The organism is Geobacillus sp. YF-1 (assembly GCF_052692335.1).
This window is the reverse complement of record NZ_CP199850.1, coordinates 1,102,232-1,117,139: the sequence shown is the minus strand read 5'-3', so window position 1 is coordinate 1,117,139 and position 14,908 is coordinate 1,102,232. Positions and strand designations below refer to the sequence as shown.

Sequence of the window (14,908 nt, the reverse complement as noted above, 5' to 3'; positions counted from 1 at the left end):
AAACGACCGAAATCGCTTTGCCGCGCATTTCCTCATTTATATAACCGTTTGGATGAACATCGCCCTTCATCCCCCGAAATGTTCGCAAAAATGTTCAACAGAGCGGATCTATGGTAAGATCGAAGTAGTAACGAAACAAATAGAAAGGTGTTTTCCATGTCGTTTGACGGAGTGTTTACATACGCTATTGTCGGGGAACTCGAAGAGGCGCTTGCGGGCGGGCGGATCACGAAGATTCACCAGCCGTCGGCGCATGAGATCGTCATGCTCGTGCGCGCCCGCGGCCGTAACCATAAAGTGATGCTGTCGGCGCATCCGACGTACGCGCGCGTCCATTTGACAAACGAAACGTACGACAACCCGCCCGAGCCGCCGATGTTTTGCATGCGGCTGCGCAAACAGTTGGAAGGAAGCGTCATCGAAGCGGTTCGCCAAGTCGATTTTGACCGCATCATCACGATCGACACAAAGGGACGCGACGAACTCGGCGACGTGCAAACAAAGCGGCTCATCATCGAAGTGATGGGCCGCCATAGCAACATCATCCTCGTTGAGGCATCGACCGACACGATCATCGACAGCTTGAAACATTTGCCGCCGTCCGTCAACCGCTACCGGACGGTGCTCCCGGGGCACCCGTACGTCGCCCCGCCGACGCACGGCAAGCTGAATCCGCTTGAGGCGACGGAAGAAACGGTGCTGAAAAAACTGGATTTTCACGCCGGCAAGCTCGCCCATCAGCTCGTTTCCGCCTTCAGCGGCCTTTCGCCGCTGTTCGCCAACGAGGTTGTCTTCCGCGCCGGGCTCGCCAATCGGGCGACGCTGCCGAAAAGCTTCCTCGCGCTCATCGATGACGTCCGGCACCGCCGCTTTGCCCCGATGATGTACACGAACGGGGAAAAAGAATGGTTTTACGTGTTGCCGCTTACGCACATAAAAATCGAAGGCCAACCGTTTGCGAGCGCAAGCGAGCTGCTCGACCGCTTTTACTTCGGCAAAGCCGAGCGCGACCGCGTCAAGCAGCAAGCGCATGACATCGAGCGGCTCATGGCGAACGAAAAAGCGAAAAACGAGAAAAAGCTCCTCAAGCTTGAACAGACGCTCGAAGAAGCCAAAAAAGCCGACGTTTACCGACTGTACGGGGAGCTGCTCACCGCCCATTTGTACGCCATCAAGCGCGGCATGACGGAAATCGAAGTCACCAACTACTATGATGAAAACGGCGGCACGATCACGATTCCGCTCGACCCGCAAAAATCGCCGTCGGAGAACGCGCAACAGTACTTCCAAAAATACCAAAAAGTGAAAAACTCGCTCGCCGTCGTGCAAGAACAAATCGAGCGGACGAAAGAAGACATCGCCTATTGCGACACGATTTTAAGCCAGCTCGAAACCGCCGCGCCGAAAGATGTCGAGGAAATCCGCGACGAGCTCATTGAACAAGGCTACTTGCGCCCACGCGCGGCGAAAGGAGCGAAAAAGCGAAAACCAACCGCGCCTGAGCTGGACCGCTACACGGCCAGCGACGGCACGGAAATAGTGGTCGGCAAAAACAATAAACAAAACGACTATCTCACGACCAAACTCGCCCATAAGGACGACGTTTGGCTGCATGTGAAAAACATTCCCGGCTCGCACGTCGTCATCCGGAGCAAGCAGCCGTCTGACGGGACGCTCTTGGAAGCGGCGAACTTGGCCGCCTACTTCAGCAAAGCCCGCCACTCCGGCTCCGTGCCGGTCGATTACACGCGCGTCCGCTACGTAAAAAAACCGAGCGGCGCCAAGCCAGGGTTTGTCATTTACGAAAACGAACAAACGCTCTACGTCACACCGGACGAAGAGCTCGTCCGCGCCATGAAACAGCGGCAAAAAGAACACGCGGCGAAACAGCCGTAAACAAAGAATGTCCCTATAACCATGGTTGTCTTGATATGGTAACGTTTCTCCTTGAGAAACGATTCCGAGAAGCGGTTGCGCGAGTGAAATCCGCCACATCTGGACTGGGACTTTTTTCAATGTTCGGGATCCGGCGTCGATTCCGTAGCATAAACCATCCCGCCGCTATGGGGAGCGGCGGGCTCTATTCGTTCCCGCGCGTTATTTCACCTGTACGATAATGGAACCCGGCAGCCAGTCATGCCGAATCACCATGATCAGCTGCTCCGCGCTCTTTGGCACCTCAAACCTCACATTTCGCACCCTTGCGACAAGAATTGGGAGGATTTTTTGTTTCCATTGTCGAATGGATCCTTCACACCCAAGGAAAGCAAAGGAGTTTCTACACCATGAGCATTCAAATCCGTGCCATTTATGGTGGTTGTCATTTAGAATAAGTATCCTGTTCAAAGATCTTAACCTTCCTCAGTTGATGGATCATCTCGTTCCCGTGGCTCCACAATGCCAAACTCGAGCCAGCGATATCGTCAAACTAATCATTCTGGATATCTTGAGCGGCCGGCAAGCGCTCGTTCATTTGGAACAATGGGCGCATGACATCGATTGGCCGAAGCGGATTCGGCTAGGGCTGGTGCCGTCTTGGTTCAACGACGATGCCATCGCGCGTCATTTGGATCGACTGTATGAGGCGAATATCCATCAAGTCCTTTCGTCTTGCCTCGTGCAGATCGACAAGAAAGAAGGCCTTCTCTTCGCGTCTTCCACGCCAATGCGACGAACAAAACCGTTTACGGCGCGTATGAATCGGGGGGTGGGGACAATCGCTGCTTGACGGCAGCGCTGGTGGATATTTGGTCCATCACGCCCACATTCTCGCATTTACGGGATAGAGCTCCCGCTTGCGGTACGCGCTTTCTGCCGTTCAGTCGCCCCGCCCCCTTCCCACTCGACTGAAAGATAAATTGATGGAGCAGGCAAGCCTATGTATTTTTTTGCAATTACCTGAATTTTTTGTTTACAAGAAACAAGGAGTTTTAGGTATAATAAGGTTAAGTAGGGAAAATAGTAAAGTGGACCAAAGTGGCTAAAACTGCGGTTAGTGAAATTGAATTATCATCTGATTCGATGAATGTAACCGCTTCTTCTCTGTCTTCAAGTAGTGCATATAGGATTGTTACTAATACAGGGACAATGTGGGTTCTTGGGATTCCTGTTACGGAATATGTTATTGAAGGTAAATACTATTACAATAGTGATGGAGTAACTTCAGTGATTTATACAAAGGCTTATGTCAGTCATAATTATAATCCTGCTGTTGTTACTGATAAAGTGTGGGAAAGTGGATATGTTAGCAATAAAAAATATTATGGAGATGCTATGTTTTACTATAAAATTGGCTTGGGCTCAATAGGTCTTGGGCAGTTAGGGAATGTATATATTGGTGTTGTTGGGAATAAAAACGGAGTAGAGAGCGGATATTTTTACACTAAATAATATTTTTTGCTTCTTTACCAAAAGCTTATGCTTCCAAAAACTAACAAACTAATATTTTGGCATATACTTGTTCAGACAAGTGTATCATTTATCAAGTGCGTGTTGCGGTGATGAACCTATTTTTGGGGGGAGTAATGTTGAAAAAAAATGGATGGTTATACTCCTTTCAGTAATATCACTATTTTTAGTATTGATGGCTTTAGGTATATATGCTTTCTATTCTGTTAAAGGATAATCGTAAATTATCACTTTACCCGTGGTGCTGTTGAGCATTAGAACTCAACTAGCCCGAGTGTGGCCAGTGAATAGGCTAACCATATGCCGTCGAGCGCTACGTCAAATCCGATCATGGAATTCGCTCGAATCTCTGTAATCCGGTATTGGTCAACCAGAACCAAGAACACCGTCCGATCATTTTTACGTTTTGGTTGGATCCACTTCTCCCATGCCCCGGACGGGTGATGGTTCTGGTTTTTTCGAGACGGAGTCCAAAGCGCCATTGGGTATGCTTCGTATAGCCTTTTTTGCCAGTCGCGTCTAATGAACCCCTTGTCCCCGAGGTGATAGGGATGAGGAATTTGGATTATCACGCTTTCGGCTGCGATTCGATCGCGGCAGGAGGCTTCCGTCACCACATATCCCATTGGCAAACCTTGATCGGTCAATTGAAGGTGCAGTTTCCATCCGCCGTACCATTGCTTTTTTTGAAGCGCAATACGACGCTGTGTCCTTTCCGAGAGCGAAGAAGCTCCAGTCCGGAAGAGATGTCTTGTTGAGATTCCGCGATGCTGGATACGCAGGCGAACAGCACCACGGCCCCATACCGTTTCACCACCAGAACGTGGCGAACACGGTACCACCTGGCTTCAGCTGGTCTTTGGCCTGTCGGAAAACGCATTCGATCGTCCAGCGGTGGGCGTAGTAACCATGAGGCATGAACCTCCTTGTGGGTAGTTGGTGGTACATCGATTCTAACCAAGGAATCGGGTTCATGTCTCCTTTTTTATTTGTTTGTAAATTTATGTTAGCGAATTTGCTCATCTACAGGAGATTATAAAGAAGTCGCTACTGTATTAAAATATCTAAGGAAAAAGCCGGTGAGTTTATTAACTAACAACCCACTAAAAATTAAGAAGATGAAAGAGTATGGTATTAATATTTTAGAGAGCATTCCAATCTATGGTGATATCACAAATGATAATTTTAAATACTGTAGATGAGCATTTTTCATTACAATAATTTCCATGCCCTAAGAGACAAACAGGGTACCCCTTAGGCGACATGGAGCTGTTTTTTGATCACATCAATGGGAATCTCTTGCTTCGCGGCATCGTAGATGAACTCGACGATGCTGTGCCCTTTCCGAGACCGAAGAAGCTCCAGGCCGGAAGAGAGGTCTTGTTGAGATTCCGTGATGCTGTATACGCAGGCGAACAGCACCACGGCCCCATACCGTTTCACCACCAGAACGTGGCGAACACGGTACCACCTGACTTCAGCTGGTCTTTGGCCTGCCGGAAAACGCATTCGATCGTCCAGCGGTGGGCGTAGTAACCATGAGGCATGAACCTCCTTGTGGGTAGTTGGTGGTACATCTATTCTAACCAAGGAATCGGGTTCATGTCTCCTTTTTTATTTCGTTGTAAATTTATGTTAGCGAATTTGCTCATCTACAGTTATTGAATTGCCTTTAAAACAGTATTAATAAATTCTGGACCATCTTCAAAATCTAAATATCTCATACTATATTCATTTACATATTTTTCGATTTCTCTCCACGTCTCTTTATCACCTTTTTGTAAAACATCCTGCAACATTTTTAATTCGCTTATTAATTGTTTTACCATTGATTTAGGTTCTCGCTCTTTGAAATCGGTTGCCAATCCCTCAAGGTCTGACCAGCTAACACTTTGATTAAAATACCCACTCATGAAATATTTGAGCATTTCTGGCTTTTTAAAATTATCCACCATAAATCACCCTTTCTCATTTTGTAATACCGTCAAGAATTTTGTGTAATGCAAGATAGGGTATCTCTGAAATAGATTTGGAATGGATTAGGGGACTATATACATGCTCATTAAAAAATTAACCTTCGTATAACTGGTGCCCACTCCGGTGATACTGCGCCTAAGGAAAAGCATGGGAAAGGAGCGGAATTCGGCATGAAACGTCTCAAAATCACCGACCATCACGGATGGACGCCCCGGAAACTCCGCAAGCAGGAACGGAAGATCAAAAACGCTCCTCTCCGCCAACGCGTGATGGCCGTCCGCCTAGTCATGGAAGGATCGTTGGGCAAAGAGGTTGCTTCCATGGTTCATGCGTGCCGCCAAACCGTTTCCCATTATGTGCCGCTGTTTAACGAAGGCGGGCTTGAACTCCTGCTTCATCGGGATGTTGCCCCTTTGCGGGAGCCGTTTCTCACTGAAAAACAGCAGAAAGAGATCAAACAACTCGTGTTGACCACGACCCCTGCGGAGCTGGACTGGGACATCGCTTCGGCGTGGAATACGAAGATCCTTCAATCCTATGTGCACCACCGTTATGGCATCTCCATTTCCCGCGAAGCCTTGCGAAAACTCTTGCATTGAAAAGGGCTTTCTTGGACCCGGCCGACCGACACGTTGGCGAAAGGAGCCCCGAACCGTCTCATCGTCTTGGTGCTGGATAACGCCCGAATTCATCATGCCAAAATGGTGAGAGCGTGTTTGCAGGAAGAAGGACCGTGTTCACTTCATTTCTCTTCCTCCGTATTCTCCGCAACGGAACCCGATCGAACGCTTGTGGAAATGGCGGAAAGACACCGTCATCGCCAATGTGCTTCACAACGATCGAAACGATATCACTCAAGCCATTGCCCGGTTGGTGGAATACATCCATGAACGCCCCGAGGAAGTGCTGCAACGCCTGAGGTGTGCAGCGTAATCGAGAAGTTAAGTTTTCAAGGTGCATCTATATAGTTGTAAATTTATGTTAGCGAATTTGCTCATCTACAGTATAGTAAAGACTTGAATATACTTCAGTGTATTTTTCAGACCCTACCAATGTGATTTCATGGTTTACCAAACTCCTGTAATTGAATGACAAGAGTCGAGCCCCAGAAATGCCATGTATGGTCGCCATTAGCAATAGCCACTCATCACTACCATTATATATAATTTGAACAAGCCCTCCACCCATAAAATAAACCATTTTAATCGGAAATTTCATGATTATTTTGACTGAATATCTGCAAAATATAGTTTGATCACGACAATAAAAGGAGGAATTCAAATATGAACAGGAAATTTATAGGAGTAATGTCCCTCTTTTTAATCATATTATTCGGAATGTATGGCGTCGGGACTAAAATTGTCGCCAAATCAAAAATTGATGAAACAGAGTCAACAACGGCATTAGTGGTTAATAAAAATGATTTAGAGGACCTTTCCATTTACTTCTTAACGCCTTATATAACCAAAGCAGTGCAGGATTATTATGGAAAACCATCTGGAATTCAGTGGTGGAAGCCTAAAATATTAGAGATTAAAAATTTAGAACCCGGGAGTCGTTATAAATTCTTACTCAAAATTCATGTAGAAACATTTAAAGGGGCTCACAACCCTCCTTACGGAATTGATATAATAACACTTGAAATCGATTTTGACAAAATTCGTATTATTGATTACAAGCACATCGAAGAGAAGATAAAAAAACAAACATAGGGTATTACCTCTTTTATTTTTCCTAAATAATGGGCTCACTAATCAGCGAGGAACAGCTGAGCTTATACAGCTACTTTCTCCTGCCCGAGTTCGACAGTGACTAGGCAAATAAATCGCCTCTCAGTCCTTGATGCAGAAGGGCTGAGAGGCGATGAGGTATACTTGTGGCGTGTATCTAGGAGCGAGGATGAATGTCTAGGATCTTCGGGGGAGGCTCTAGTCCTAGAGTCGCAAAGGTTTGCCCTTATTTAGAGGTCGGTTCTGTCCGCTGATAAAGGTCCCCGTATTTTGAAGAAACTGCAGATGAGCATTTTTCATTACAATAATTTCCATGCTCTAAGAGACAAACAGGGTACTTCCCATAGTCATCAAGTCATCGCTAGTTCGAATGACTTTGGCCGTTCGATCGCCATTTCCGTCATCATCGGAGGCGACGGAAGTCCCGTTCGCCAATAACACATGACAAAAGCGCGAACCATCCTTTGGTCCGCGCTTCTTTCTTCTCGTCTATTTCCCCCACTTTTCCGGATTTTCCCGCCATTGCCGCAATGTCGCTAGGTCGTGTTCGCTGACGGTGCCAAGGCGGACGGCCGTTTCGATGAGTGTGTCGTAGTCGGTGAGGGTGTAGGCAGGCACATTCGCTTCGGCAAACGCCTGCTTCGCTTTTTCGAGTCCGTACGTGAAGATGGCGGCGACGCCAAGCACCTCGCAGCCTGCGTCTTTCAAGGCGCGCACGGCCGTGAGCGAGCTGCCGCCGGTTGAGATTAAGTCTTCGATGACGACGACGCGTTGGCCCGGTTCGGCTTTGCCTTCGATTTGCTTCCCTTTTCCGTGCGCTTTCGCTTGGCTGCGGACGTAGCACATCGGCAAACTAAGCCGCTCGCTCACCCACGCGGCGTGCGGGATGCCGGCGGTCGCTGTGCCGGCGATGAGGTCCGCTTCAGGAAAATGGGTGCGGATGAGGTCAGCGAGACCGTCGGCGACTAGGCGGCGCACGTCCGAATAAGCGAGCGTCAGGCGGTTGTCGCAATAAATCGGCGCTTTTAAGCCCGATGACCAGGTGAACGGGTCGTTCGGCCGCAAAGCGACCGCTCCTATTTCAAGCAGTTGGGCGGCAATGTCGTATTTCATCCTCTCTCTCCTCCGTTCCATTCGTGCTGCAGGCGGGCGTACGCGGCAAGCGGGTCGGCGGCGCGGGTGATGCTGCGGCCGATGACGATGTAGTCAGAACCAAGCGCACGCGCTTCTCTTGGCGTGACGACGCGCACTTGGTCGTGCACTGCATCATCGGCAAAGCGAATGCCCGGGGTGACGGCGAGAAACGCGGCGCCGCACCGTTCCTTGATGAGCGGCGCTTCGTTCGCCGAGCAGACGACGCCGTCAAGGCCGCTTTCTTTCGCCAACGCCGCGTAATGGCTGACCGTGTCGGCAAGCGGGCGGGAAATGCAAAGCTCTTCATGAAGCATGCGCTCGTCCGTGCTTGTCAGCTGGGTGACGGCGATGCAGCGCGGTCGGGCGGCGCCGCTTGGCGTGCCGGCGTCAAGCCCTTCGAGCGCCGCTTCCATCATGCGCCGGCCGCCGGCGGCGTGGACGTTCACCAAATCAGCGCCGACACGGGCGAGCCCTTTCATCGCCTGTTTCACTGTATTCGGGATGTCGTGCAGTTTTAAGTCTAAAAAGACGGCGTGCCCTTGTTCTTTGAGGAACGCGACGATGGACGGCCCTTCCTGATAGTACAGCTCCATGCCGACTTTCACAAACAGCGGCGTGCCGGCAAACGGCCGTAAAAACGATTCAACGTCTTGTTTCGATGGAAAATCAAGGGCGACAATGAACGGCGTGTGCACAGATTTTCCAGCTCCTTCCTGTACATTCGGAGATCTGATCTATCCCCAGCTCGTCAAGCAGCGCCGGCAGTTCGTTGATGATCGTCGGGCAGACGAATGGATCGACGAAGTTGGCTGTTCCGACCGCGACCGCGCTCGCGCCGGCGTAGAAAAATTCGAGCACATCTTCCGCCGTTTGCACGCCGCCCATGCCGATGATCGGAATCGACACCGCTTGGCTCACTTCGTAAATCATGCGGATGGCGATCGGTTTGACCGCCGGGCCGGATAAGCCGCCGGTGCCGTTGGCCAAAATCGGCCGGCCGGTTTTCACGTCGATGCGCATGCCGACGAGCGTGTTGATCATCGTCAGGCCGTCAGCGCCCGCTTGTTCAATGGCTTTCGCCATCGCGACGATGTCCGTCACGTTAGGCGACAGCTTCACATACACCGGGACAGCCGACACTTCCTTGACAAGCCGCGTCAGCTCGGCGGCCACCTCCGGCACGGTGCCGAACGTGATGCCGCCTTTTTTCACGTTCGGGCAAGAAATGTTGAGCTCCAAGGCATGGACGTTCGGCGCTTTGGAAATCGCGGCGGCTACCTCGACGTATTCTTCCATCGTCGAACCGGCGATGTTGGCGATGATCGGCACGTCAAACTGTTCAAGCCATGGCAGTTCCTCCGTCAGCACCTTGTCAAGACCGGGGTTTTGCAGGCCGATGGCGTTTAACATCCCGCCCGGCGTTTCCGCCACCCTTGGCGTCGGGTTGCCAAAGCGCGGCTCTTTGGTCGTCGCTTTGATCATGATGGCGCCTAACACGCTTAAATCGTAAAACCGGGCGTACTCGCGGCCAAACCCGAAACAGCCGGACGCCGGCATGATCGGGTTTTTGAGCGAAAGCCCCGGCAGTTCGACCGCCAGCCGGTTCATAACACCACCTCCCCGGCCCGAAACACCGGACCGTCGCTGCATACTTTTTTATACGCCGTTTCGCTTCCCGGCACATGGCAGACGCAGGCGAAACACGCCCCGACGCCGCAGCCCATCCGCTCTTCCAACGACAAGTACACCGGCCGGCCGCGGAACCGTTCATCGAGCGCCTTTAGCATCGGCTTCGGGCCGCAGGCGTACAACACGTCAAACTCGAGCGCACGCGCTTCGATCACATCGGTGACGCGGCCCGCCGCCCCGTGCGACCCGTCATCGGTGGCGATATACGTCTCGCCGAACGCGGCAAATTTTTCTTCGTAAAAGACCGCCGCTTTCGTTTGGAACCCGAGCACGCTCACGACGTTCACGCCCCGGTTCGCCAGCTGTTTCGCCAGTTCATAGAGCGGCGGAACGCCGATGCCGCCGCCGACCAACAGCGCCCGGCCGCCCGCCGGCGCGGCTTCGAGCGGAAAGCCGTGGCCGAGCGGGCCGAGCACATCGACCGTGTCGCCCGGCTGTTTTTGCGCCAACAGCGCGGTGCCCTTCCCTTCCTGGCGGTAAATGATCGTGCATTGCCCCTGCTCGTGGTCGATTTGGCAAAGGCTGAGCGGGCGGCGCAAGAGCGGATCGGCCGATGCGGCCACTTTCACATGAACGAACTGGCCGGGCTGCTTCATCTCTTGCACGAGGCGGCCTGCCAGCGTCAGTTCATACGTGCGCTCGGCGATCAGCCGCTGGCTTGCGACCGTCATTTGTTCGCGGCCGATCATGACCGCACCAACCCTTCCGTCATCGCCGTTGTCGAGAACGTCATCGATTCGAGCACTTGCAACATCGCCCGTGCGGTATCGAGCGACGTCAAGCACGGAATGCCGTTTTCGACCGCTTCGCGGCGGATGCGGAAGCCGTCGCTTTCCGGCTGTTTCCCTTTCGTCAACGTGTTGATGACGACTTGCGCCTTCCCTTGGCGGATGACATCCAAAATGTTCGGCGACGCCGAATGGATTTTATTGACGACCGTCACCGGGATGCCGGCCGCTTTCAGCGTTTCCGCCGTGCCGTTCGTCGCCAGCAGCTGATAGCCGATGTCCGCAAAGCGGCGGGCCAGCTCGACCGCTTCTTCTTTGTCTTTGTCCGCGACCGTCAACAGCACCGCCCCGTGCGGCTGGATGTGGATGCCAGACGCGACAAGTCCTTTATAGAGCGCTTTTTCAAACGTCACATCCTTGCCGATCACTTCACCGGTCGATTTCATTTCCGGGCCGAGCGAAATGTCGACATTGCGCAATTTCGCAAACGAGAACACCGGCACTTTCACGTACACGCCTGGACGGACCGGGCGGACGCCGGTTTCATAGCCCATCTCGGCCAGCTTCGCCCCTAAAATGGCCTTGGTGGCGAGGTTGGCCATCGGCACGCCGGTGATTTTGCTTAAAAACGGCACGGTGCGGCTTGAACGCGGGTTTACTTCCAACACGTAGACATCGCTTCCCGAGACGACGAACTGGATGTTTAAGAGCCCGACGATGCGCAGCCCGCGCGCCAGCCGGATCGTGTCATCCGCGATCTGATCGATCACTTCGGCACTTAACGTTTGCGGCGGGTAGACGGCGATCGAGTCGCCGGAATGGACGCCGGCCCGTTCGATATGCTCCATAATGCCCGGGATGACGACCGTCTCGCCGTCGGAAATGGCGTCGACTTCGACTTCCTTGCCGGTGATGTAGCGGTCGACGAGCACCGGGTGCTGCGGGTTGACGCGCACGGCGTGCTCCATGTAATGGAGCAGCTCCTCACGATTGTACACAATCTCCATCGCCCGGCCGCCGAGCACGTACGACGGGCGGACGAGCACCGGATAGCCGATCTCTTCGGCGATGGCGACCGCTTCTTCGACCGAAACGGCCGTTTTGCCGGCCGGTTTGGGAATGCCGAGTTCGGAAAGCGCCTGTTCAAATTTGTCGCGGTCTTCGGCGCGGTCCAAATCCTCCAGCGTCGTCCCGAGCAAGCGGACGCCGCGCGCCTCGAGTTCGGCCGCCAAATTGATCGCCGTCTGGCCGCCAAACTGAACGATGACGCCGACCGGCTTCTCAAGGTCGATGACATGCATCACGTCTTCGGCCGTCAGCGGCTCGAAGTACAGTTTGTCCGACGTGCTGAAGTCGGTGGAGACTGTTTCCGGGTTGTTGTTGATGATGATCGCCTCATAGCCGGCCTGCTTAATGGCCCAGACGCAATGGACGGTGGCGTAGTCAAATTCGATCCCTTGGCCGATGCGGATCGGGCCCGAACCGAGCACGATGACGCTCGGTGTTTCCGTCACGATCGACTCGTTTTCTTCCTCATACGTGCTGTAGTAATACGGCGTTTCTGATGTGAACTCGGCCGCGCACGTATCGACCATTTTGTACACCGGCACGATGCCTTCTTGGCGGCGCAGCGCGTAAATGTCGCGCTCCGTTTTGTTCCATAATGCCGCCACGGCGGCGTCCGAGAAGCCGAGCGCTTTCGCCTTCCTCAGCGCGTCAAGGTCGCCCGGACGGTTTTTCAAGACCGTTTCCATCTCAATGATGGTTTCGATTTTATGCAAGAAAAAGCGATCGATTTGGCTCCATTCATGCAACGTGTCGACCGTCACCCCGCGGCGGAGCGCTTCGGCGATGTAAAAGAGCCGTTCATCGCCCGCCTTGCGGATCCGTTTCTCGATGACGTCGTCGGTGGCGGTGTCCGCCTCTTTTAATGCGAGATGGTGGACGCCGATCTCGAGCGAACGGACCGCTTTTAACAGCGATTCTTCAAACGTCCGGCCGATCGCCATCACTTCGCCGGTCGCCTTCATTTGCGTGCCAAGGCGGCGGTTCGCCGATTCGAATTTGTCAAACGGGAAGCGCGGAATTTTCGTCACGACATAATCAAGCGCCGGCTCAAAGCAGGCGTACGTTTTCCCAGTGACCGGGTTGATCATCTCATCGAGCGTCAGCCCGATAGCAATTTTCGCCGCCAGTTTCGCGATCGGGTATCCGGTCGCTTTGGAAGCGAGCGCCGACGAGCGGCTGACGCGCGGGTTCACTTCGATGACGTAATAGCGGAAGCTGTCCGGGTCGAGCGCCAGCTGGACATTGCAGCCGCCTTCGATGCCAAGGGCGCGGATGATGTTCAAGGACGCGTTGCGAAGCAGTTGGTATTCGCGGTCGCTTAACGTCTGGCTCGGGGCGACGACGATCGAGTCACCGGTATGGATGCCGACCGGGTCGATGTTTTCCATGTTGCAGACGACGATGGCGTTGTCGTTGGCATCGCGCATCACTTCATACTCGATTTCCTTATAGCCGGCGATGCTCCGCTCAAGCAAGCATTGGTGCACCGGGCTCATTTTCAAACCGGTCGAAACGATGTCGATCAGTTCTTGTTCGTTCGTGCAAATGCCGCCGCCCGTGCCGCCGAGCGTAAACGCTGGGCGGACGATGACCGGATAGCCGATCTGTTCGACAAACGCATACGCCTCTTCCAGACTGTGAATAATGGCGCTCTCCGGCACCGGTTCACCAAGCTCGTTCATGAGGGCGCGGAACTGTTCACGGTCTTCCGCCTTTTCGATCGCCTCGAGTTTCGTGCCAAGAATTTCGACGCCGCACTCTTCAAGCACGCCGGCCTTGGCGAGCTCAACCGCCAAGTTGAGGCCCGTTTGGCCGCCGAGCGTCGGCAAAATCGCATCCGGCCGCTCTTTGCGGATGATGCGGGCGACAAACTCAAGCGTCAGCGGTTCCATATACACTTTATCGGCGATTTCCGTATCGGTCATGATCGTCGCCGGGTTCGAGTTGACGAGAATGACTTTATAGCCTTCTTCTTTCAAAGCGAGGCACGCTTGCGTCCCGGCATAGTCAAACTCGGCTGCCTGACCGATGACGATCGGGCCGGAGCCGATGACCAAAATCGTTTCGATGTCGCGGCGTTTAGGCATGGATGACTTCCCCTTTCTTGTTGAACTCGCGGATGAGCGCCAAAAACTCGTCAAACAGCGGATTGGCATCTTCCGGCCCCGGCGACGCTTCCGGGTGGTATTGCACCGTAAACGCCGGGAAATCGAGATGGCGCAGCCCTTCGACTGTGCCGTCGTTCAAGGCGACATGCGTCACTTCCAGGCGGGTGCCGGCGAGCGACTCATGCGTCACAGCGTAGCCGTGGTTTTGCGCTGTGATGGCGACTTTGCCGGTGCGCAAATCTTTCACCGGATGGTTCGAGCCGCGATGGCCGAATTTCAATTTTTCCGTATTCGCCCCGCACGCCAAGGCAAACAGCTGATGGCCGAGGCAAATGCCAAAGAGCGGCACTTTGCCCAAAATCCCGCGAATCATATCGATCGCTTCCGGCACGTCTTTCGGGTCGCCCGGGCCGTTCGAGAGCATCACCCCATCCGGATGCCAGCTTAATACTTCTTCGACGGTGGCGTTGTACGGCAAGACGATGACATCGCAATGGCGCTTGTTCAGCTCGCGCAAAATGCCGTGCTTCATTCCAAAATCGATCAAGACCACGCGCTCGCCGCGCCCCGGGCTCGGATAGGCGCTTTTCGTCGAGACGCGCCGCACTTGGTCGCGCGGCCACTCCATCGCCCGCAGGTGGGCCGCCGCTTCCGCCGGATGGACGTCCAAGCCGCAAATCATCCCTTTTAGCGTTCCGTACTGGCGAATGAGGCGCGTCAGTTTGCGCGTATCGATGCCGGCCAGCCCCGGGATGTCTTTTTCTTTTAAATAGTCATCAAGCGTCATTTCGCCGCGCCAGTTGGATGGCTTCACGCACGCCTCTTTCACGATGAATCCGTGCACGTACGGGCGAATCGCTTCAAAGTCATCGCGGTTGATGCCGTAGTTGCCGATCAACGGATACGTCATCGTCACGATTTGTCCGCAATACGACGGATCGGTCAAAATTTCTTGGTATCCGGTCATGCCGGTGTTAAACACGACTTCCCCGGTCGTGTCTTTCAAGCTGCCAAACGCTTCGCCAACGAAAAACGAACCATCTTCTAAAATTAGCTGCCGCTTCAT

The 14,908-nt window shown here is 53.3% G+C and carries 13 protein-coding genes and 4 pseudogenes; 7 read left to right on the top strand and 10 right to left on the bottom strand.

Annotated features, from left to right (window positions below; translation table 11 throughout):
* Positions 1-156 precede the first annotated feature (156 nt).
* The 3 genes and pseudogenes from ACTVIM_RS05660 (at position 157) to ACTVIM_RS05650 (ending at position 3,390) form a co-directional block, all read left to right on the top strand.
* The gene (locus tag ACTVIM_RS05660; protein WP_033017952.1) at positions 157-1,896 is read left to right on the top strand and encodes an Rqc2 family fibronectin-binding protein; all 1,740 of its coding nucleotides are present in this window, start codon (positions 157-159) and stop codon (positions 1,894-1,896) included.
* Positions 1,897-2,285: 389 nt separating this feature from the next.
* Positions 2,286-2,703: pseudogene (locus ACTVIM_RS05655) on the top strand (DUF4277 domain-containing protein); the annotation flags it as partial.
* A gap of 273 nt (positions 2,704-2,976) precedes the next feature.
* Positions 2,977-3,390, top strand: a complete 414-nt coding sequence (locus ACTVIM_RS05650) for a hypothetical protein (RefSeq protein ID WP_153017178.1) — start codon at positions 2,977-2,979, stop codon at positions 3,388-3,390.
* A gap of 272 nt (positions 3,391-3,662) precedes the next feature.
* Here the strand turns inward: ACTVIM_RS05650 and ACTVIM_RS05645 are convergent.
* Both ACTVIM_RS05645 and ACTVIM_RS05640 read right to left on the bottom strand, forming a co-directional pair.
* Positions 3,663-4,107: pseudogene (locus ACTVIM_RS05645) on the bottom strand (transposase); the annotation flags it as partial.
* Positions 4,106-4,314, bottom strand: a pseudogene (locus tag ACTVIM_RS05640) (IS701 family transposase); the annotation flags it as partial. The pseudogenes ACTVIM_RS05645 and ACTVIM_RS05640, both read right to left, overlap by 2 nt.
* Before the next feature lie 173 nt (positions 4,315-4,487).
* Here ACTVIM_RS05640 and ACTVIM_RS05635 point away from each other — a divergent pair.
* Positions 4,488-4,610 (top strand): hypothetical protein, encoded by a 123-nt coding sequence (locus ACTVIM_RS05635; RefSeq protein ID WP_432419256.1) that lies wholly within the window; start codon positions 4,488-4,490, stop codon positions 4,608-4,610.
* 52 nt (positions 4,611-4,662) lie between these two features.
* On the opposite strand, the pseudogene ACTVIM_RS05630 reads toward ACTVIM_RS05635, so the two are convergent.
* Positions 4,663-4,943: pseudogene (locus ACTVIM_RS05630) on the bottom strand (IS701 family transposase); the annotation flags it as partial.
* Positions 4,944-5,066: 123 nt separating this feature from the next.
* Positions 5,067-5,360, bottom strand: coding sequence for a contact-dependent growth inhibition system immunity protein (locus ACTVIM_RS05625; protein ID WP_153017177.1), 294 nt, complete (start codon positions 5,358-5,360; stop codon positions 5,067-5,069).
* A gap of 195 nt (positions 5,361-5,555) precedes the next feature.
* Here ACTVIM_RS05625 and ACTVIM_RS05620 point away from each other — a divergent pair, with 195 nt between their 5' ends.
* The 3 genes from ACTVIM_RS05620 to ACTVIM_RS05610 all read left to right on the top strand — a co-directional run bounded on the left by ACTVIM_RS05620 (position 5,556) and on the right by ACTVIM_RS05610 (position 7,097).
* Positions 5,556-5,984 carry a helix-turn-helix domain-containing protein gene (locus tag ACTVIM_RS05620; protein ID WP_051962665.1) on the top strand — a complete coding sequence of 143 codons (429 nt, stop codon included), beginning with the start codon at positions 5,556-5,558 and terminating at the stop codon, positions 5,982-5,984.
* A 145-nt stretch (positions 5,985-6,129) separates the two neighbouring features.
* The gene (locus tag ACTVIM_RS05615) at positions 6,130-6,318 is read left to right on the top strand and encodes an integrase (RefSeq protein WP_231559889.1); all 189 of its coding nucleotides are present in this window, start codon (positions 6,130-6,132) and stop codon (positions 6,316-6,318) included.
* A 350-nt stretch (positions 6,319-6,668) separates the two neighbouring features.
* Positions 6,669-7,097, top strand: a complete 429-nt coding sequence (locus tag ACTVIM_RS05610; RefSeq protein ID WP_033022292.1) for a DUF3888 domain-containing protein — start codon at positions 6,669-6,671, stop codon at positions 7,095-7,097.
* A 507-nt stretch (positions 7,098-7,604) separates the two neighbouring features.
* On the opposite strand, the gene pyrE is transcribed toward ACTVIM_RS05610, so the two are convergent.
* The 6 genes from pyrE to ACTVIM_RS05580 are packed head-to-tail and all read right to left on the bottom strand — an operon-like array spanning position 7,605 to position 14,908.
* Positions 7,605-8,228: an orotate phosphoribosyltransferase gene (pyrE, locus tag ACTVIM_RS05605; RefSeq protein WP_033022290.1), complete on the bottom strand. Its 624-nt coding sequence runs from the start codon at positions 8,226-8,228 to the stop codon at positions 7,605-7,607.
* Positions 8,225-8,944, bottom strand: coding sequence for an orotidine-5'-phosphate decarboxylase (gene pyrF / locus ACTVIM_RS05600; protein WP_033022286.1), 720 nt, complete (start codon positions 8,942-8,944; stop codon positions 8,225-8,227). Before pyrF ends, pyrE begins: the two co-directional genes overlap by 4 nt.
* The gene (locus ACTVIM_RS05595; RefSeq protein ID WP_033022284.1) at positions 8,916-9,857 is read right to left on the bottom strand and encodes a dihydroorotate dehydrogenase; all 942 of its coding nucleotides are present in this window, start codon (positions 9,855-9,857) and stop codon (positions 8,916-8,918) included. The genes pyrF and ACTVIM_RS05595 overlap by 29 nt, the downstream gene beginning before the upstream one ends.
* A complete protein-coding gene (locus tag ACTVIM_RS05590) occupies positions 9,854-10,627 on the bottom strand; it encodes a dihydroorotate dehydrogenase electron transfer subunit (protein ID WP_033022282.1) in 774 nt (257 codons plus the stop codon). Before ACTVIM_RS05590 ends, ACTVIM_RS05595 begins: the two co-directional genes overlap by 4 nt.
* Complete coding sequence (carB, locus tag ACTVIM_RS05585; protein ID WP_033022279.1) at positions 10,624-13,821, bottom strand: carbamoyl-phosphate synthase large subunit; 3,198 nt, start codon at positions 13,819-13,821, stop codon at positions 10,624-10,626. The genes ACTVIM_RS05590 and carB overlap by 4 nt, the downstream gene beginning before the upstream one ends.
* Entirely contained in the window at positions 13,814-14,908 is a 1,095-nt protein-coding gene (locus tag ACTVIM_RS05580; RefSeq protein WP_033022276.1) for a carbamoyl phosphate synthase small subunit, read from the bottom strand. Before ACTVIM_RS05580 ends, carB begins: the two co-directional genes overlap by 8 nt.